18 protein-coding genes, 2 tRNA genes and 2 pseudogenes are annotated in these 17,637 nt (G+C 58.6%); 15 read left to right on the top strand and 7 right to left on the bottom strand.

Features of this window, described 5'->3' with window-relative positions:
* Window positions 1-121 precede the first annotated feature (121 nt).
* The 8 genes from PSOLE_RS16940 (at window position 122) to PSOLE_RS16975 (ending at window position 6,187) form a co-directional block, all read left to right on the top strand.
* Window positions 122-197, top strand: a tRNA-Phe gene (locus tag PSOLE_RS16940).
* 497 nt (window positions 198-694) lie between these two features.
* Window positions 695-1,468 (top strand): ABC transporter ATP-binding protein, encoded by a 774-nt coding sequence (locus PSOLE_RS16945; protein ID WP_003464185.1) that lies wholly within the window; start codon window positions 695-697, stop codon window positions 1,466-1,468.
* A 15-nt stretch (window positions 1,469-1,483) separates the two neighbouring features.
* The gene (locus tag PSOLE_RS16950) at window positions 1,484-2,236 is read left to right on the top strand and encodes an ABC transporter substrate-binding protein (protein ID WP_074858603.1); all 753 of its coding nucleotides are present in this window, start codon (window positions 1,484-1,486) and stop codon (window positions 2,234-2,236) included.
* Between the two features lie 54 nt (window positions 2,237-2,290).
* On the top strand, window positions 2,291-2,986 hold the full coding sequence (locus tag PSOLE_RS16955; protein ID WP_074858605.1) for an ABC transporter permease: 696 nt from the start codon (window positions 2,291-2,293) through the stop codon (window positions 2,984-2,986).
* Between the two features lie 77 nt (window positions 2,987-3,063).
* Complete coding sequence (locus PSOLE_RS16960; protein WP_074858634.1) at window positions 3,064-3,753, top strand: ABC transporter permease; 690 nt, start codon at window positions 3,064-3,066, stop codon at window positions 3,751-3,753.
* A gap of 52 nt (window positions 3,754-3,805) precedes the next feature.
* Window positions 3,806-5,020 carry a methyltransferase gene (locus tag PSOLE_RS16965; RefSeq protein WP_074858637.1) on the top strand — a complete coding sequence of 405 codons (1,215 nt, stop codon included), beginning with the start codon at window positions 3,806-3,808 and terminating at the stop codon, window positions 5,018-5,020.
* Between the two features lie 294 nt (window positions 5,021-5,314).
* Window positions 5,315-5,390 (top strand) — tRNA-Thr (locus PSOLE_RS16970).
* Window positions 5,391-5,881: 491 nt separating this feature from the next.
* Window positions 5,882-6,187 carry a hypothetical protein gene (locus PSOLE_RS16975; protein WP_038664426.1) on the top strand — a complete coding sequence of 102 codons (306 nt, stop codon included), beginning with the start codon at window positions 5,882-5,884 and terminating at the stop codon, window positions 6,185-6,187.
* Here PSOLE_RS16975 and PSOLE_RS16980 read toward each other — a convergent pair.
* Window positions 6,184-6,438, bottom strand: coding sequence for a helix-turn-helix domain-containing protein (locus PSOLE_RS16980; protein WP_003464196.1), 255 nt, complete (start codon window positions 6,436-6,438; stop codon window positions 6,184-6,186). The genes PSOLE_RS16975 and PSOLE_RS16980 overlap by 4 nt on opposite strands.
* 96 nt (window positions 6,439-6,534) lie before the next feature.
* Between PSOLE_RS16980 and PSOLE_RS16985 the strand changes: the two genes are divergently transcribed.
* The 6 genes from PSOLE_RS16985 (at window position 6,535) to PSOLE_RS17005 (ending at window position 10,202) form a co-directional block, all read left to right on the top strand.
* Window positions 6,535-7,020: a hypothetical protein gene (locus tag PSOLE_RS16985; RefSeq protein ID WP_003464199.1), complete on the top strand. Its 486-nt coding sequence runs from the start codon at window positions 6,535-6,537 to the stop codon at window positions 7,018-7,020.
* 4 nt (window positions 7,021-7,024) lie between these two features.
* Window positions 7,025-7,750, top strand: a complete 726-nt coding sequence (locus tag PSOLE_RS16990) for a phage antirepressor N-terminal domain-containing protein (RefSeq protein WP_003464201.1) — start codon at window positions 7,025-7,027, stop codon at window positions 7,748-7,750.
* Between the two features lie 69 nt (window positions 7,751-7,819).
* Entirely contained in the window at window positions 7,820-8,149 is a 330-nt protein-coding gene (locus PSOLE_RS16995; RefSeq protein WP_226342867.1) for a DUF6957 family protein, read from the top strand.
* A 54-nt stretch (window positions 8,150-8,203) separates the two neighbouring features.
* On the top strand, window positions 8,204-8,530 hold the full coding sequence (locus tag PSOLE_RS17000) for a hypothetical protein (protein WP_045107818.1): 327 nt from the start codon (window positions 8,204-8,206) through the stop codon (window positions 8,528-8,530).
* 227 nt (window positions 8,531-8,757) lie between these two features.
* Complete coding sequence (locus PSOLE_RS23830) at window positions 8,758-9,006, top strand: hypothetical protein (protein WP_125835803.1); 249 nt, start codon at window positions 8,758-8,760, stop codon at window positions 9,004-9,006.
* Window positions 9,007-9,410: 404 nt separating this feature from the next.
* Complete coding sequence (locus PSOLE_RS17005) at window positions 9,411-10,202, top strand: site-specific integrase (RefSeq protein ID WP_230585266.1); 792 nt, start codon at window positions 9,411-9,413, stop codon at window positions 10,200-10,202.
* A gap of 407 nt (window positions 10,203-10,609) precedes the next feature.
* Here the strand turns inward: PSOLE_RS17005 and PSOLE_RS23835 are convergent.
* Both PSOLE_RS23835 and PSOLE_RS24135 read right to left on the bottom strand, forming a co-directional pair.
* Window positions 10,610-10,765: pseudogene (locus PSOLE_RS23835) on the bottom strand (IS21 family transposase); the annotation flags it as partial.
* Between the two features lie 164 nt (window positions 10,766-10,929).
* The gene (locus PSOLE_RS24135; RefSeq protein WP_153529665.1) at window positions 10,930-11,088 is read right to left on the bottom strand and encodes a hypothetical protein; all 159 of its coding nucleotides are present in this window, start codon (window positions 11,086-11,088) and stop codon (window positions 10,930-10,932) included.
* 89 nt (window positions 11,089-11,177) lie between these two features.
* Between PSOLE_RS24135 and PSOLE_RS17015 the strand changes: the two genes are divergently transcribed.
* Complete coding sequence (locus PSOLE_RS17015) at window positions 11,178-13,259, top strand: S9 family peptidase (protein WP_003464215.1); 2,082 nt, start codon at window positions 11,178-11,180, stop codon at window positions 13,257-13,259.
* Between the two features lie 338 nt (window positions 13,260-13,597).
* Here the strand turns inward: PSOLE_RS17015 and PSOLE_RS25210 are convergent.
* The 4 genes and pseudogenes from PSOLE_RS25210 to PSOLE_RS17030 form a co-directional block, all read right to left on the bottom strand.
* Window positions 13,598-13,999 (bottom strand): annotated as a pseudogene (locus tag PSOLE_RS25210) (very short patch repair endonuclease); the annotation flags it as partial.
* Between the two features lie 319 nt (window positions 14,000-14,318).
* Window positions 14,319-14,483, bottom strand: coding sequence for a hypothetical protein (locus tag PSOLE_RS24280; protein ID WP_010563435.1), 165 nt, complete (start codon window positions 14,481-14,483; stop codon window positions 14,319-14,321).
* A complete protein-coding gene (locus PSOLE_RS17025) occupies window positions 14,483-15,517 on the bottom strand; it encodes an Lnb N-terminal periplasmic domain-containing protein (protein WP_003464218.1) in 1,035 nt (344 codons plus the stop codon). Before PSOLE_RS17025 ends, PSOLE_RS24280 begins: the two co-directional genes overlap by 1 nt.
* Complete coding sequence (locus PSOLE_RS17030) at window positions 15,514-17,436, bottom strand: esterase/lipase family protein (protein ID WP_244597226.1); 1,923 nt, start codon at window positions 17,434-17,436, stop codon at window positions 15,514-15,516. Before PSOLE_RS17030 ends, PSOLE_RS17025 begins: the two co-directional genes overlap by 4 nt.
* Window positions 17,437-17,637: the final 201 nt, after the last annotated feature.

Here is a 17,637-nt window from a genome sequence, read left to right on the forward strand (position 1 = left end):
CGGCCCCGGCTCGCCCTCCCTGTTTTCCGCGCTCACGAACCTAAGCGCCCGAAATAATTAAATATTTTTCAAACCCGCGCTTGACACTGACCCTTCAAATCCGTCTAATAGCGCCCCGTTGGCCCAGGTAGCTCAGTTGGTAGAGCAGGGGATTGAAAATCCCCGTGTCGGCGGTTCGATTCCGTCCCTGGGCACCATGAATACCGAAACCCCCGATACCACTGGTGTCGGGGGTTTTCTGTTTCTAAACCTCCACGCTGCGTCCTTATGGTCGTACAAAGATGGACTTGGCGTCTCTTGCCCCGTAGCAGCGCAACCGAATAATCGCTATCTCGCCTCAAATACGGGTGAGCTCAGCGGCAAATACAGGTGACTTACCCTGTAAATACGAGTGACCTCCGAGCAAATGCAGGTGACCTCGGCGTAAATACGAGTGACCTCGTCAATGCATTGCTCAAAACATGAGCAGCACATTGATGACATGGTCGAGCTGTATTTGAACGACGTACGTTGATTGGCTCGTTTTGCATCTGCGCGACAAGCAACTGTAACCAGGCGACACCTGCGACCCAGCGACCCTCTATCGCCCGGCAAACGGCTTGGCGGTCACGGAAACGCTATGCTAGCTTGGCCGCCAGCCAGGACGGCCCGCCGTACGCCGGAGCGCATTCGAAGAAGAAGAGGACCCCACCCCATGGCCGAGGCGACGCCCGCGCTGGAAATCCGCAACCTGCACAAACGCTACGGCGATCTCGAAGTGCTCAAGGGTATTTCCCTGACGGCCAAAGACGGCGACGTCATCTCCATTCTCGGCTCTTCCGGCTCCGGCAAGTCCACCTTCCTGCGCTGCATCAATCTGCTGGAAAACCCGCACAAGGGTCAGATTTTCGTCGCTGGCGAGGAGCTCAAGCTCAAGGCCGCGAAGAATGGCGATCTGGTTGCTGCCGACAACAGGCAGATCAACCGCCTGCGCAGCGAGATCGGTTTCGTCTTCCAGAATTTCAACCTGTGGCCGCACATGAGCGTGCTCGACAACATCATCGAGGCGCCGCGTCGCGTACTCGGCCAGAGCAAGGCCGAGGCCATCGAGGTGGCCGAAGCGCTGCTGGCCAAGGTCGGCATCGCCGACAAACGTCACGTCTACCCCAACCAGCTTTCCGGCGGCCAGCAGCAGCGCGCGGCCATTGCCCGCACCCTGGCCATGCAGCCGAAGGTGATCCTGTTCGACGAGCCGACTTCGGCGCTCGACCCGGAGATGGTACAAGAAGTGCTTAATGTGATTCGCGCGCTTGCCGACGAGGGTCGCACCATGCTGCTGGTGACCCATGAAATGGGTTTCGCTCGCCAGGTGTCCAGCGAGGTGGTGTTTCTCCACCAGGGCCTGGTCGAGGAACAGGGGCCACCCGCCCAGGTATTTGACAACCCCAACTCGGCACGCTGTAAACAATTCATGTCCAGCAATCGCTAACACGGAGCAACATGCATGCAGAACTATAAGAAGATCCTGCTGGCCGCAGCCGCTACCCTGGCTTTCGGCACCAGCGCTGTCGCAGCTGACAAACTGAAACTCGGCACCGAAGGCGCCTACCCACCCTTCAACCTGATCGACGCCAGTGGCAAGGTCACCGGCTTCGACGTGGAAATCGGCCAGGCGCTGTGCGCCAAGATGCAGGCCGAGTGCGAAGTGGTCACCTCTGACTGGGATGGCATCATCCCGGCCCTGAACGCCAAGAAATTCGACTTCCTGATCGCTTCGATGTCGATCACCGAGGAGCGCAAGGCGGCGGTGGACTTCACCGAGCCCTACTACACCAACAAACTGCAGTTCATCGCGCCCAAGTCGGCCGATTTCAAGACGGACGAAGCCAGCCTCAAGGGCAAGGTGATCGGCGCCCAGCGCGCGACCATCGCCGGTACCTGGCTGGAAGACAACCTGGGCAAGGTGGTCGACATCAAGCTGTACGACACCCAGGAAAACGCCTACCTCGACCTGGCCTCCGGCCGCCTCGACGGCGTGCTGGCCGACACCTTCGTCAACTGGGAATGGCTCAAGAGCGACGCCGGCAAGGACTTCGAATTCAAGGGCGACCCAGTATTCGACAACGACAAGATCGGTATCGCCGTACGCAAGGGCGATCCGCTGCGCGAGAAGCTGAACGCCGCTCTGCAAGCCATCGTCGAAGACGGCACCTACAAGCAGATCAACGACAAGTACTTCCCGTTCAGCATCTACTGATGACCTGAAGGCACCGCGCCGCCCATTGGGCGGCGCAGTTGCCCGAGCCCTCCGATGATTTTTGACCTCCACGGATTCGGCCCCGCCCTGGCCACCGGCACCCTGATGACCATCAAACTGGCGCTGTCCGCGCTGGCTGTAGGTCTGGTGCTCGGCCTGCTCGGCGCGCTGGCCAAGACTTCGCCGTACAAGCCGCTGCAGTGGCTCGGCGGCAGCTATTCCACCATCGTGCGCGGCGTACCCGAACTGCTCTGGGTGCTGCTGATCTATTTCGGCACGGTTGGCCTGATGCGCAGCCTGGCCGACCTGCTTGGCGTCGAGAGCCTCGAGCTTTCCGCCTTCGCCGCGGGCACCATTGCCCTCGGCCTGTGTTTCGGTGCCTACGCCACCGAAGTGTTCCGCGGCGCCATCCTGGCGATCCCCAAGGGCCACCGCGAAGCCGGCCAGGCACTCGGCATGTCCAAGACACGTATCCTCTGGAAGCTGATTCTGCCGCAGATGTGGCGCATCGCCCTGCCCGGCCTGGGCAACCTGTTCATGATTCTGATGAAGGACACCGCCCTGGTGTCGGTGATCGGCCTGGAAGAGATCATGCGCCGCTCGCAGATCGCCGTGACCGCCAGCAAGGAGCCCTTCACTTTTTATATGGTCGCAGCCTTCATTTATCTGGGCCTGACCGTTCTCGCCATGATCGGCCTGCATTTCCTCGAGAAGCGCGCCAGCCGCGGCTTCGTCCGGAGCGCCTCATGAGAAAGAACGCCGCCATCATCGCCTGGCTCGCAGCAGGCGTGCTCATCGCACTGGCGCTCTGGACGAGCCTCTCCAACCTGAACTGGGCGGTGATCATCAAATGGCTGCCGCGTCTGTCGCAAGGCGCACTGCTGACCCTGGAGCTGGTGGCCATCGCGGTCGTCGCCGGCCTGATCCTCGCCCTGCCGATGGGCATCGCCCGCGCATCCAAGCACTGGTACGTGCGCGCCCTGCCCTATGGCTACATCTTCTTCTTCCGCGGCACACCGCTGCTGGTACAGCTGTTTTTGGTCTACTACGGCCTGGCGCAGTTCGATGCCGTGCGCCAGGGCCCGCTCTGGCCCTACCTGCGCGACCCATACTGGTGCGCGATCATCACCATGACCTTGCATACCGCCGCCTATATCGCCGAGATTCTGCGTGGCGCCATCCAGGCCGTACCACCCGGAGAAGTTGAGGCGGCGCGCGCACTGGGTATGTCGCGGGCCAAGACCATGTTCTATATCGTCCTGCCGCGCGCTGCGCGCATCGGCCTGCCGGCCTACAGCAACGAAGTGATCCTGATGCTCAAGGCCAGCGCCCTGGCCAGCACCGTGACGCTGCTCGAGCTGACCGGCATGGCGCGCACCATCATCGCGCGCACCTATCTGCCGGTGGAGATCTTCTTTGCCGCAGGCCTGTTCTACCTGGTCATCGCCTTCGTTCTGGTGCGCGCCTTCCGCCTGCTGGAGCGCTGGCTGCGCGTCGACGCCTGCCAGGGTCGCTAAGCCAATCGGGCGGCCCACTTGGCAGCCCGGTTCAACCAGACGCATGAGCGCCGTGTCCGAGCCCATCCTTACCTCTGGCGATCTGCTCGCTCGCTTCCGGGCCCTGGACAGTTTTCTTCTGCAGCATCAGGCGCTCTGGCGACCTCGGCCGTTTCATCACCTGCAGCTGCCCTGGGAAACGGAGCTGGCGGAACTCGCTACCTGGCTGCGCAGCCGCTCCCTGGAGCAGGCTGAGGCCAGCGACAACAGCCCCTTCACACTCTCTGCACCAGCGCCCTATCCCGACCTGGCCCGCCAGGCGCAAGCGCTTAGCCAGTTGGGTGAGATTCCAAGTCTGGACAGTCCGCCGCGTGCACATGCCCTCAGCGTCGATGTACCCGGCAGGAAGCTGGCGCAGATCCAGGCCTTTGCCAGCCACCTGCAGTTTCGCCAGCGCCCCGCGCACTGGCTCGACTGGTGTTCCGGCAAGGGCCACCTCGGTCGCTGGCTGACTCAGGATGACCAGTACCTGACCTGCCTGGAGTACGACCTGGCACTGATCGAGTCCGGTAGCGCACTGAGCAAGCGCCTGGGACTGGGTGCCGCACACCTACAGCAGGATGTGCTTGCCGATGATTGCGACGAGCGCCTGACGAAAGAACATACTCCCGTGGCCCTGCACGCCTGCGGCGACCTGCATGTACGCCTGCTGCAACTGGCCAGCCGCAACGGATGCCCGCAACTGGCGGTAGCGCCCTGCTGCTACAACCGCATCGCCGGCATGCACTACCAGCCGCTGTCGGCAGCGGCGCAGGGCTCAGGCCTGCAACTATCCCGCGATGACCTCGGCCTGCCGCTGAGCGAAACCGTCACGGCTGGCGCCCGCGTGCGCAGACAACGCAATCAGTCGATGGCCTGGCGCCTGGCTTTCGATCTGCTGCAACGTCAGCTACGTGGTATCGATGACTACCTGCCAACGCCATCACTGCCCAGCGACTGGTTCAGCAAACCGTTCGCCAGCTTCTGTCATGACCTCGCCGAACTGCGCGATGTGCCGTCGCCCGGTGAGCAGGACTGGCACGCGCTGGAAGCTCGCGGCTGGCAACGCCTGGCCGAAGTGCGCAATCTGGAACTGCTGCGCAACCTGTTCCGCCGGCCACTGGAACTCTGGCTGCTGCTCGACCGCGCCCTGTATCTGCAGGAACAGGGCTACAAGGTGAAGCTAGGCACCTTCTGTGATTACCAACTGAGCCCGCGCAACCTGCTACTGCTGGCCGAGCGCGCCTGAGTTGCGCACAGAAGCTGTGGATAACTCTGTTGATCCTTTCTGGGCAAATGCTGCAAAGCCACTTGGGAATTGCCTCGTAGACATCTGATCATTTTTCGCACAGCACTCGAAGCTATAGCAAAAACAATGACTTGCGAAAAATCGTGATCCAGCGCACAGAGCCGGTGCACGGCTATCGGATACGCCTTCTCTTTGTGCATAAGCCGAAAGCTGCTGATAGCCGAGCCCGGAAAAACCTGGCTCGAAGGTGGCTTTACTCAGGCTGACGAATGGATATAATGGCGCCCCCACAATGCCGGTATAGCTCAGCTGGTAGAGCAACTGACTTGTAATCAGTAGGTCCCGGGTTCGACTCCTGGTGCCGGCACCATACAAATCAAAGGGTTACGTGAAAGCGTAGCCCTTTTTTGTGCCTGAAATTCGGCTTGGGGTAGGATTGGGGTAGGGATTTGCCACCACACCACCACTCGGTTAGAAAAAATCTGCGCCAGTCTTACGACCGCTCATCGGGCTATTTCATCCGCCATCACCGATGACGCCCTCCGCATCACATCCCCCGCCATCAAAATCTAGGCATTACCAGCATCTTGAAGGCTACTCATGGTCAGAGCCTTTTTCGCCGATATCCCGTAAAGTGCCACCTTGCAGGGCCTCTGCGGGCAGCATAGGGTGATTGGGCGGGTCGACAGACCTGGCTTCAGGAACACAGCGCCAGAGGATTCTTGTGTCATGGTGGCTGCATGCGGGGCGCTTCGGCGCGCCGAGTTCCTAGAGTCTCGGTCTTCCACACCCGCATGCAGCCGCCACCCTTCGTGTGGAAGCGAAAGGTGGTGGCCTCTCTAAAACTCTAGAGGTCACCCTATGCCGCAGACCAACATCCCTTCGGGCACCACCGACTCAGTGCCCCAAGCCCTCGACGCGTTTAATGGCCTGTTCACTGTTCGCACTGACGTCACCTCCGGCCAACTGCATGATGAAGCCCAGCTTCGCCAAAACGCCGCAGTCGGCATGCTCCACGCACTCTCCAGTGCAAGTGACTTGAACACCTTGGAAAACCATTTGCTTCTGGACTGCATCATGGCACTACGGCTGCTGTGCTCCGATGCGGCTGCGCTGTACGCGGCAGCATGCGAACGCAGCAAAGCAGAAAATCTGCTCCAGCCTTAAGCGTCCTTACGCGCTAACTCGGTCTCGAAGCGCTGCACGAATTCGACGAGGCCGATGTTCAGCGCGTGGCAGATATCCCGCAGTTGGACGAGATCAATCCGGCGCAAGCCGCGCTCGATATCGCTAGCAAACGACTGTGGGCGCTCCAGCGCTTGGGCGAATTGCGCCTGGGTCAAACCAGCTTCCACTCGACACTGCTTTAGCAGTCTGAGCAGCACCAGGTTCTCATCCCGATACACCGACTTTTCCAACGGGTACACCTCACGCTTGACAATCCGGCAAGGGTATATCTAATCTACAGATATCTGATTTACAGATTATCTGGATAAAGGTTCACGGAGCCATTCATGGATACCCTCACCAAGACACCATCGAGCAATTCGGAAATCCTGTTTTTGATCGACAAGAAAACACAGCAAACCAAGATCGAACTTGGCTCACTGCTCTGCGCGTTCAGCGCACCCACCACCCTGGCTAAAGCTGCAGCTTCGATCTGGGAAAACGAGCTCTTAATTAAAGAGGATCCCGACTCAGGATCACCGCTGTACTACTTACCAATGCAGCTATCTGCTGACTTCATCGATCTGATTCTTGACCAGTTGGATTCAGATAGCAGAACAGATGCCGTGCAATTCCGAGATGCTTGCCGAACCATTGAAGCTAGCGCCAACAAGATTTCCAGGCTGCAACAGACCAAACCCCACGTCTACGAGACATGGCTGAAGTGGATGGACTCTGATGAAGCCACGCAAACAATGCACAAGATCCTCAGCAGACAGCATCAACACCCACCGGCCACTTCCCCCAACCATGCAGCTCCGGGAGGACAGTAATCCGATGCGCGCCACCAAAATCAAAATCCAGGGACTGTCGATTCCAAGTCTGATCAGCAGCGACAATGAGCGTTACTGGCCGATACGCCCCATTTGCGAAGCTATGGGTCTTAACTGGCATGCTCAAGCCGCCAAACTGCAGCCCCCTCGCTACAGCCCGACCGAGCATGACGTTGCCCTGCCTGGGGAACCACTGCTGAAACGAATGCTGTGCCTGCCGCAGTCGGAATTCGAGTTCTGGCTGAAAAGCCTTAGCTCGCGCAAGGTTTCCCCCGGCGCCCGCATGCGACTCGATCAGTTGCGCGCACATTTCTTTGGTGAGCCCACACCGCTGGCAGGGCCGACACCGCCAACTGCAACGGCAGCACCTGCGGTGCTGAAGCGGATTCTGAACTGGCGAGCGCAACAGGCTGAGCCAGGAAACCGCAAAGCCGTGCTCAAAGAGCTCTCCGACCAATTCAGTGCGAAAAACGGTTTTGAAATTGCTGAAGCGCAGGAGCACCAGTTGCGTGGAGCCGTCGCTTCGCTCAGCACGATCATTTATCAGCATGACCGCTCGAAATCGCCAAGCCAGATGCCTGTTTCACAACGGGTCGACGCGATCATCAAATCCATCGTGGATGCCCGCCCTCAGCGCATTCATCTGCTCGACTCGGACTTTGCGGCCCTGTTGTGCAGCATTGAGCTTGAGGAGCACCACCATAGCAGCGCTCAGCACGAACAGCCTTAGACCATGGCCACACTTAGGGAAATGGCGGACTTGCTGTATTCAGCAGGCGAGCCGATGAGCGGCAGTGGCATGAACGACACTGAGGCCATGGCCTATGCACGGCAGCATTTTGTTTATGGCGGCTATTGCTTGGTGCGGAACTGGCGGTGGCTTGATCTGGATGTCACTGAAAGCCAGCGCCTACAACTGGCAAAGACCCGACGACAACCTGCTCTGGTCTATGCACACACGGTTATCTTCGACAGTGAAAGACGGTGGGATGTCGGAGACTTCGTCCGAACGTCGCTTCTGCACCATCACGAGGAGTTCCATTTCAGAACGCTCAATACAGCCTACTTGCTTCTAGGACCAGGCACGCGCATCCAGGTCAGCGCAGACGCCGTTGCGAGCATTTTCTGATCGAGCCAACACATTTACTGATCTGTCGACATAGCCATGTATACACACCCAGTCTTGCAGAAGCTGCTGGAGCAGGTCGAAGACCTTCCTTTCAGCAGACCCGTCACCGGATACCTGACTGATGCCTATATTCGCGGATCAAGCGGCTACGGGATCACTTACCGGCATGTGAGAGCTGATCGTTTCAGTGACGGTGCCTACATTCATACATCAGCCATCGTTCAGGCTGAGCGAGAGGGGCCGTTTTGGGTGCTGCACACGCTAAGTGGCAGCTTCTACGTAATCCTCAGCTTCAACATTTTAAAAGGTGCGCAATCGCTGGATGACTATCTGCATCGAATGCTAACTATGGAGTATCCAGAGCCATGGCAGCTGCACTAGCAGTGCGATGGGATAGCCGATGCGACATGACCTGCGTATCGCAGGAGGCACTGCGACACTCAGTGAGTGTCGCGGAACCCCTATGCGACACACGTGGACTGTCGCACAGATACGCTGCGACACGCTGGCCATGTCGCAACGATACACCGTGTATGTCGCACCATGACTTTGCGACACTCGGGGTCGTGCCGCTAGCGGCAGTTTGAGTGCCCAATACGGCGCTGAAAGTGGCCCAAACCGACACCGAGCTGGCCAGTTATGGCGCTCAGCGTGCCAAAACTGGCACTCCTTTTTTTGGTTATATTATCGCTACAACCCTTGAAAACACTGACTTCGGCGACTTTTTTCATAACCAAATCGCCACTGCGTGGCTAGCATTTTTGAATGCCCCATTTCGACACGCCAGCCACGCACCGCTTCGCGCTACCCCGGCTCGTCCTTTCAGCGCCATGGCGCTGGCTGCTCTTCGATTTTGATGACAAAACGCTTGCGCGCGCTTTTGCTCACGGCGCACGCTGAATTTAGATGAAGCGGGTCGCGTGAGTGAGAGCGCGCAACCCTTACTCGCGCCGCGAGTAAGGGGGCGTTGAGGCAGTTCGGACGTAACGAGAAAAACGGAGCGGCTGCGGAGTGTTTCAGTGGAGTTCGAGCTGACACAACGCCGTTCGCGAAGCGGCTTAGCTTTGTCATCAAAACAACAAGAAGAGAGATGACAGCGATGCAACCTACGACCTTGCAGCGGTACCAAACCCGGGCACAAAACTTTTATCGGTCTCACTGCGGTGAGGACGATCCATCTTCGGCGCAGATCTGCGCAGCTTTGCTTGCCTGTGCACCGGACTATCGACCGAATGCGTTCAGCACCCTCAAGAACACCCTAATGAATGACCAGCTTGCCCGGCGAAACATCGAGGCAGCAAACACCATCAGAGCGCTGGTCAACCCGGTCACGGCACCAGGCAGTCAGATAGTGAAAAAGCCCAAGCCGGGGCAGATTCGGAAAGTCCCCTTCGAAGACTTTAAATTGCTGCACCAGCACCTGCGCGCAGGCGGCAATCTCGACGAAGCCGCATCACTGGTGCTCGCTTATTGCCTCGGTGTACGCCCATGCGAGATGCGCACGATCACTATCTCCGGCAACCACGTGCACATCATTGGAGGCAAGAAATCGGCTGAACTGCACCGTGGCGCTGACCGCACCTTGGTAATCGACAAACCAAGAACGCTGAAGTTGGTGGAATGGGCCGCGCAGTGGATGGCCGGGTGCCCACGCACTAATACCGCCATCAGAGACTGCCTGCGCAAGGAGTGCCGACGCCTCTGGCCCAAGAGGAAAAAGCAGCCAACGCTGAAAAGCTTCCGGCACCAGATGGGATCAATTCTGAAAGCATCCGGAGAAAGCCCAGAAAGCATGGCTTACATCATGGGGCACCAGTCCATCTCGTCGATCAGCGTGTACGGTGATGGCCGACTGGGCGCAGGCATGAAATCACATGTACGCCCCGCAGAGAGCGCCGTCTTGGCGAGCATTCGCCAGCCGCAGAAGCCACCTCGATATGGTCAGGGGCGCATTCTGGGAGCAATCGAATTTCCCGCCGCAACCCGGGGCCATTGGTATACGGAGATGAAGCAACGGCAAGCAGGCAAGATCCTACCTGCTCCGCAGTCGTAGCCACGTGACTGCTGTGAGTGGCCCCTAGTCGCAGGGATCTATAGCTCGCATGAAAAATCTCCAGACATGCTCGGGGCTATTGAATGAGCTATTGCGGCCAAGCACTCTGGGGCCGGGGAAGTATGGCTGTGGCACCTTGTGACCACCACCGTGGATGGGCACCAGCTCCACACTTGCCGTCCTAGCCTCCTGCCACTGGAATAGCTCAGGCTAGGGCTCGCTCGCATCACCTGGAAGCCGGAATACGCTGGACTAGTGCAGGCTGTGTATATCCAGCAAGTCGAGCAAAGTAGCTCTCGCTCACCTGCGCTGAAATCACCTAGCCTCGCTCGCTCATCCCCCAGAAGCCAACGTCTCCGCCCTCTACGGAATTGATAGGATCATCTGTGCCGTTGACCAGTATCACCAGCAATGCCTTGCTGACCGCGCCAGGCGCGGATGAACGCAGTGAGTAGGCTGCTCCCCACGTACCCTTCAGGCTTGATCTGCGCTAACAGCACTTTGGCGGCACGCCGTTGCGATTTGGGGTGCAGCGCATCAGCTTTTAATGCCTGGCGACATGTCAATTTACGGTGTGGGCGCTTGAGGTTCTGACACGTTATTCCGGGGGTTCTGACCCACTCGCGCTGATGGTTCTGTCCCTCCATTCCAGTGATTGTGAGCCACTTTGCTGGTGATTCTGACCCATCCCTCAAGCACTAAACTGTCTGCTCTCACGTCCTGTAGGTCACCGCAATTGATTGAGGAAGGCAGCAAAAATGTCTATGCCGATCTCGGTTGCACCGATGCTGACGTAATGCAGCGCAAGGCCAGTAAACGTTCGGCCAAGCCACCTTCCGAACTCCTGCATTAAGTCCTCGTTTTTTAAGCGGACGGCATCGCTCATCGATAGCGGTGATCACCCAGGTTGCAGGTGATGGTAGGCTTTACGCCAGCGGCTCTTTCACCAGCGAGCCATGAAGCCAGGAGTGCTCAATGGCCCACGTCTGGATAACATCCAAGCTTGCCAGCTTGGCCATATGCATAGCAGGGTTGATGTCGACTTCTCACCTAGTGGCTTCAACACAAGCCACAGAAAAACGGATATTCAAAACCGAAGATATCGCCAGGGTAAAAGAACTCGGCGAGCTGGCCATTTCTCCCGACGGGACAACACTAATTTTCCAAGTAACCGAACTGAACGGTGATGGCGATCAGCGGGAGGGCGCGCTCTGGAAGATGAGTCTGAAGGAACGACGCGCTTCGAAACTTTTCCCTGATCAGCATGATGACAGCATGCCTGCCTGGTCGCCTGATGGTTCGAAGCTGGCGTTCCTTCGAGCCGATGAGGGAGCGACGCAGCTTCATGTCCTGGATTTGACACGAGGACTGGTCTGTTCACTGACCGATCTGGAGAACGGCGTTAACGACTATCGATGGTCACCTGATGGTCAAAACATTGCCTTCACCTCGGCTGTAGCCATCGCTCAGGCGCCCGTGCCGCCGCCTGGGGTCAGGATAATCACACGGGCCGATTTCCGATCTGAAGAAGTAGGGGGCGGTACTGCCTCTTTGCCCCAAATTTGGGTGGTGGCGGTCGACTCTCACTGTGGCACGCAGACCCCAAGACAGCTGACGCAGGCGTCTGTAGCAGCCACGTTGGCATTCTGGTCTGTCGATAGCCGCTCTATCCTGTTCACCACGAACGATACGATGGAAGCCTATTACGGCGCAGGCACGTCTACTTTGCGCAGTGTTGCCCTAATTGATGGCCAGCAGAGCGTGGTTAGGCCTTTCAAGGTGCCGGGAACCAGCACAGACATGGAAGCGGCTCCGCAGCTTTACCTCAGCCCCAACGGTTCGAAGGTCGCCTTTTCAATGGGCAATCCAGAAGCCCCGTCGGACTTCGCCCAAGATGATGTTTTCGTGATGGATATGGTTACTGGCGAAACTACCAACATAACCGTGGGCTATGACCGTGAGGTGGGCGGTGATGGATTGATGTGGCGGGATGATCGCCGACTGATCAGTATCAAAAGCGACGCGGGCAACGCCAATCTGATCGAGTTGGACATCCTGACCCAGAAGGTTCGGCCACTATGGATTGGCCGCCACGTGGTACAGAGTTTTCATCTAGCTCAGGAAAGCAATCGGCTGATTGCTGTCGCCTCTAGCTTCGTAAGCCCGCCTGAGCTTTATGAGGTTGCTGATGGTACCGGCATGCAGATATCCGAGATCAATCGGCATATTCGAGATGAATTGCTGCTCACTGCCCCTGAAGAAATCACATACGAAGGCCCAGGCGGCGAAACAATTCATGGCTACTTGCATCAGCCACCGATGCTCACTGCCTCGCAGAGGTATCCCCTGATCGTATGGGCGCACGGCGGGCCATATAGCTGGTGGAGCAGCGCTTTTGACGGAGATATCCAGGCCATGGCTGCTGCTGGCTATTTCGTCTTGTATGTGAACCCGCGAGGCAGCATGTCATACGGCCAAGTTTTTGCCGGCAGCCTCGCCGGAGAATGGCCAGGGCCTGAGTATGATGACACGATGGCGGGCGTGGATTACGTGCTTGCCCACCATGAGATCGATGCAGAAAAAATCGGCATCGCAGGTGGTTCAGCAGGCGCGATCCTGACGGACTGGGCCATAACCCACACGAACCGATTCGGCGCTGCCGTTTCGATCAGTAGCGTTGCGGATAATTCGCTCTATTGGTTCTTGGGCGATCAGCCTGACATGGCAGACCCCGATAAATATCCCTGGCTGGATGAAAAGGATAAGGCTCGGTCGCCGATAACTCATGGGCTCGACGTCTCGACGCCTACGCTTTTCATGAGTGGAACCAGAGACTATCGAACGCCTTCATCCGTAGGCAGCGAGTTGATGTTCAAGTTGCTTAAGCACCTGAGAGTGCCCACTGCACTGATTCAATTCGAGGGTGCGGGGCACGTTATTAGAGGAAGTAATGACGCGCGCCACCGTGGTCTCAGCATTCACTACCTGCTGCGCTGGATGGATCTGCACCTGAAAGGAAGAGCCGCCCCGGAGTTTCAGGTACGCCCCGCAGGCTAGCGCGCCATCTGGTGCGTTGAGAGTTCGATTGGCTCAGTGCGAGGGCGCAATCGCTGGAGCTGGGTGTCAGCATCACTGGAATACACACATAAGCCTGGGCTTACGATTCTTTAGGCGGTGTGGTCTTTCTCGATGGTGTGCCCGCTGGGCTCTGGCTCCCATATCGGGACGTGGATCAAGTCGCGCTGCACCCCAAAAACGGAAATCGGTTGATCTAGCTTGACCTGGTGAATGTGGGCCGGGCTCTGGCTATGCGGTGTGGATGACGTCACCACGCCGCGATATGGAGCAAGTTCCGTCGAGAGGTCAGGCCAAGAGACCGTTTTTTGATTAGAATTACGGATTGCATCCAAGACCCAGATTATCTCGGCATCAGGTGCACGTATCCCACATTCCCACAGCTGTATCACCCGCCACCCCGATGCCAGTAACACAGCCTTGTTCCTGGTATCTCGGGCGACGTTCTGGTCAAATTTTCTCTGCCAGAAGTCCAACCGGGTCTTGGGGCTAGTAGCGTAGCGACATCCGGGGTGTCTGTGCCAAAAGCAACCGTGAACAAAAATGCAGACACGATAGCGAGAAAGCACCAAATCAGGCTTTCCAGGAAGATCCTTCTGGTGCAGGCGATACCTGAAACCATGCCGATGCAGCAGGCGTCGGACCTTCATTTCTGGTGACGTGTTGCTGCCCCGAATGCCCGCCATCATGCGAGACCTGACTTCCTTACTGACTATGTCCATGACTCAAGGCCAAAAGAATCTTTTCGATAGTACGCCCACAGACCCTACAGGTGAGCTCGACCACGCCATTCAGGTGGTGGACCTCTTCGCGGGGCCGGGTGGCCTGGGTGAGGGATTCACTTCATTCGGGGACGGTAGACGGTTCGACATAGTTGTGGCAACCCAAGCGACATCACCCATTGGTAAAGTCATCAGGCTACTTTATCGAAATTCAAAACTAGCTCACCAATACCCCATCGAGAGCCTCCGCCCCGACTTAAGCTCACGGAACGGGCGCTCTGCTGCAAAAACTAACAAACAACGAGTGCAGGATGGTTCATTACCTCAGCTCAATGTAGATTTTGTAACCAATGGTAGCCAACATCACCACTATCCCTGTGGCCATCACCAGCACACCACTGTCCCGTTCCCGCCGGCTGTAGCCGACCATCAGGAGCAGGAATCCCAGGCCGATCAGGCCAATCATCACTTCAAGTTCTCGCATCAGTCTCTGCCTTCATCATTGTGGCTGGTATCGGTGGGAGACACCCAGCCGGGCACTCCGCGCCGGATCTGCCTGGAAAAATCGCTCGCATCGTTGGCCATCCGTGCCCGTTCGGTAAAGCGCCCGTGCTGACGCAACGTATCGAGGCTGTAGCCACCCTGCAGGCCACCGACCGACATGACATAGGCCGGCAGGTAGCCTGTCAGCAGCAAACGGTAATCGACCGGCAGTCCGCCAATGATCGTCTGCAGCATGTCGAAAACGATGGTGGTGCAGTTGGCCGTAATGGTGTTGTAGAAACGCGGCTGATCGACCAGGGCGTTGGCCTGCTGCACATAGGAGAGCAGCAACGCACGCATCGCCTCGTCGGGCATAGCAATACGATAGAGATAGCTGTCTTCGCCGCGCACGTTGGTGCGCACGCGCAAGGCATCACGCTCGTCAGTGGCGACGATGCTCAACTCGAACTGCTTGAAGAAACCACCAATCTCCGAATAGGCCTCGCCTTGCTCCTTGCGCACCTCAACGGTGAACGTCAGAAAACGCCCATCCGTGAAGCCGAAAGAAACCAGAACATGGGCGATGGCCGGCATGCCCCAATAGGAGGTGATCAGGTCGACCGAGGCGAGCTGGTCGAGATCGTAGCGACGTGTTTCCCAGGCAACGTCATAGTCATCATCGCTGCGCCAGTTGAAGTTGCGCACATTGTGCAGGATGAGCTGATTGCCCACGAGCTCGCCCTGGGTCATCTGCGCGACATCACCAGCCCAGATACGCTGGTTTGACGGTTCCAGGCTTGTCCACCAGACCAGCAACGCGGCGAAGACAAGCACCTGACCGACAAGCGCCAGTATGGGACGCCCGCGCCACAGCAGAACCTGCAGAATGCAGCCAAGCAGGCACCAGCCCGCAATCAGCACCCAGGTTGCCAGCCCTCCAGTCTGGTAGAACAGCGCCAGCACGCCCCAGGCCATGATCAGAAAAAACGACAGCGCGAGGACACTGCGCAGGAGAAGACCCAACAGCCCGTTCATGGCGCTCGTACCGTAGCCACCTTGGGGCTGGCCAGGCCGGTGAGGTGTTCATGCAGCACGCGGCGAATTTCGATGATCGCCTGCGGTGTTTCCTGCACGCTGTGCCACGATGGCACGACCAGCTCCGAGTCGGCGCCAGCCAGGTGCGAGCTGGCGTACGGCACCACGCCGTCACTGGACAGCAGGACCTCGAGGTCTGGCGTGTAGTTGCCGATGATCGAGTGATAGTGCACTCGTGGCGAAATGGGCAGGTCGGCTGCGGCCTTGACGAAGGGGTCCTGGTTGCTCAGGTTGTCGATGCTGTTGAGGGGGCGCACCAACGCGACCGGTGCCGCCGCATTGGGGTCAACCAGCACTTGGGCAACCTCCTTGAAACGGTTCAACATCGACACCGGCATCTTCACCAGCCCTGCGGCCCAGCGCGACACGCGATTTTCGGCAAACGGGGTACCCCGGTGTGGCGCCGCAGCGAATACGGCCCGGCTCACCTGAGGCAATGGCTCGAAATACAGGTAGGGCCCGAGCTTCGCCCGGGCTTTTTCCAGGCGCGCGCCTTGCATCCCGTAACTTCCCAGCATGGCATCCCACAACTGGTCACCCGATGAGGACAGCATCAGCCGTGACAACACGCCCCCCATGCTGTGCCCGACCAGCACCATATCGTGGCTGGCCTTGGCCGTGCCTTGCGGATCGAAATTCGCCAAGGTCTGCTCGATGGCCTCGCGGATGGCCTGATTGTTGACGGCCAGCGGCAGGTTGGTCGGGTAGTAGACCTGCCAGATCTGGTAATTGCGGCGCAGTTCCTCGTCGCCCAGCACTTCATTGGCCACGTTGATCCAGGCCTCCGGGCTGCTGGCCAGGCCATGCAGCATGACCACGATGCGCCGGTCGGGATCGAACGGCTGCAGCAGGTAGACATGGGGGCGTTCCAACACTTCGCCGCGTCCGACCAGAGTCAGCAGGGACTGCCGGGCAAACCCGGAACGCGCCAGCCACAGGCCATAGCCCGACGTGAAGTTGGCCGCCAGGGGCGCCTGCACACCTGCCATGTCCACCGAATCCTGCCGGTAGGGGTCATAACCGATCACTTCCACCTGATAGGTGGACAACACCTGCTCCAGGGTCTCCCCGGGAAAGCGCGCCACGGCAGTAATCGCCGGGAAGGGGGTTTCGCTCCAGGGTATTTCATCGCTCCCCTTGCTCACCACGCGCTTGGCCGTCACCGCTACCAACTCGGCACCCAGTCCATCCCGACGGTACTGGTTGCGCAACCCGCCAAAGGACAGGGACGCAGCCGGAATCAGCTCCTTCGGCAACAGGCGGTCATCGGCCAGCCTCACATCGGTCATGCGCCCGCCGATCGTCCAGCGCCCGGTCTTGAGGCGGAAATTACCCTGAGTGTCCTCGGGTGATGGTGGCCGTCCACGGTAGCGATCGAAGACCTCGACGAGCGCCTGCTGCACCGAAAAGTTGTAGTAGTCGCGCACCTGCGTCTGCCGGTCTTCCAGGGCGCGCTGGCTCGGTGTGCGGGTGGTCAGGAAGAGGTAGGCGTAGGCATACCGGGCACTCTCCAGGTAGGCATCGGTGCGGGCCTCCGCCGCCATCACCTTGCCGCCGTCCTGGGCTTCCTTCAGCCACAGCTCGGCCGGCGTGGAAAGCCGCTGTTCGTCACGCAACCCCGTTGTGCTGTCCAGCGCCTCGCGGCAGGCCGGCAGGTCAGCAAGGCAGCGCTTCTCATCACTGCCCACGACCTGCAGGGCAGCAACCGCCGAAGCACTGAGGTTGCCGGTGGTCAACACATCACCGCGGCGCTGGGCCAGGTAATCATTGTTGCTGACCGCCGTGACCTTGACCCCTGCACACCCGGCCAGCACTAGAACCAGCAGGACTGACGGAAAGCAACGCAGTGAACGACTCACAGTGAACGAAGTGGTGGTATAAGTTGAAGAGCTCACAATCGGTAGATACCCATTACGTCGGAAATGGCGCGGATCATCACGATCCGCATATGGTTCAGACGCCATCTCGACTGATACAGCGCGAAGTGATTCTGCTGGCGGTAGATGCCAGCCCCAAGTAAGTATCTGCGAATATCTTACGGCCTTATATCCGAAAAACTA

This window comes from Pseudomonas oleovorans subsp. oleovorans (genome assembly GCF_002197815.1).
GTDB classification, from domain to species: Bacteria; Pseudomonadota; Gammaproteobacteria; order Pseudomonadales; family Pseudomonadaceae; genus Aquipseudomonas; species Aquipseudomonas oleovorans.

What these genes read in the sequence shown, in the direction of transcription:
- PSOLE_RS24280 (WP_010563435.1), bottom strand. Translation starts at nt 14,483, where the DNA reads ATGCGAGAACTTGAAGTGATGATTGGCCTGATCGGCCTGGGATTCCTG.
- PSOLE_RS24135 (WP_153529665.1), bottom strand. Translation starts at nt 11,088, where the DNA reads ATGAGCGATGCCGTCCGCTTAAAAAACGAGGACTTAATGCAGGAGTTC.
- PSOLE_RS17015 (WP_003464215.1), top strand. Translation starts at nt 11,178, where the DNA reads ATGGCCCACGTCTGGATAACATCCAAGCTTGCCAGCTTGGCCATATGC.
- PSOLE_RS16955 (WP_074858605.1), top strand. Translation starts at nt 2,291, where the DNA reads ATGATTTTTGACCTCCACGGATTCGGCCCCGCCCTGGCCACCGGCACC.
- PSOLE_RS17025 (WP_003464218.1), bottom strand. Translation starts at nt 15,517, where the DNA reads ATGAACGGGCTGTTGGGTCTTCTCCTGCGCAGTGTCCTCGCGCTGTCG.
- PSOLE_RS16945 (WP_003464185.1), top strand. Translation starts at nt 695, where the DNA reads ATGGCCGAGGCGACGCCCGCGCTGGAAATCCGCAACCTGCACAAACGC.
- PSOLE_RS17005 (WP_230585266.1), top strand. Translation starts at nt 9,411, where the DNA reads ATGAATGACCAGCTTGCCCGGCGAAACATCGAGGCAGCAAACACCATC.
- PSOLE_RS16950 (WP_074858603.1), top strand. Translation starts at nt 1,484, where the DNA reads ATGCAGAACTATAAGAAGATCCTGCTGGCCGCAGCCGCTACCCTGGCT.
- PSOLE_RS16975 (WP_038664426.1), top strand. Translation starts at nt 5,882, where the DNA reads ATGCCGCAGACCAACATCCCTTCGGGCACCACCGACTCAGTGCCCCAA.
- PSOLE_RS16995 (WP_226342867.1), top strand. Translation starts at nt 7,820, where the DNA reads ATGAACGACACTGAGGCCATGGCCTATGCACGGCAGCATTTTGTTTAT.
- PSOLE_RS16985 (WP_003464199.1), top strand. Translation starts at nt 6,535, where the DNA reads ATGGATACCCTCACCAAGACACCATCGAGCAATTCGGAAATCCTGTTT.
- PSOLE_RS16990 (WP_003464201.1), top strand. Translation starts at nt 7,025, where the DNA reads ATGCGCGCCACCAAAATCAAAATCCAGGGACTGTCGATTCCAAGTCTG.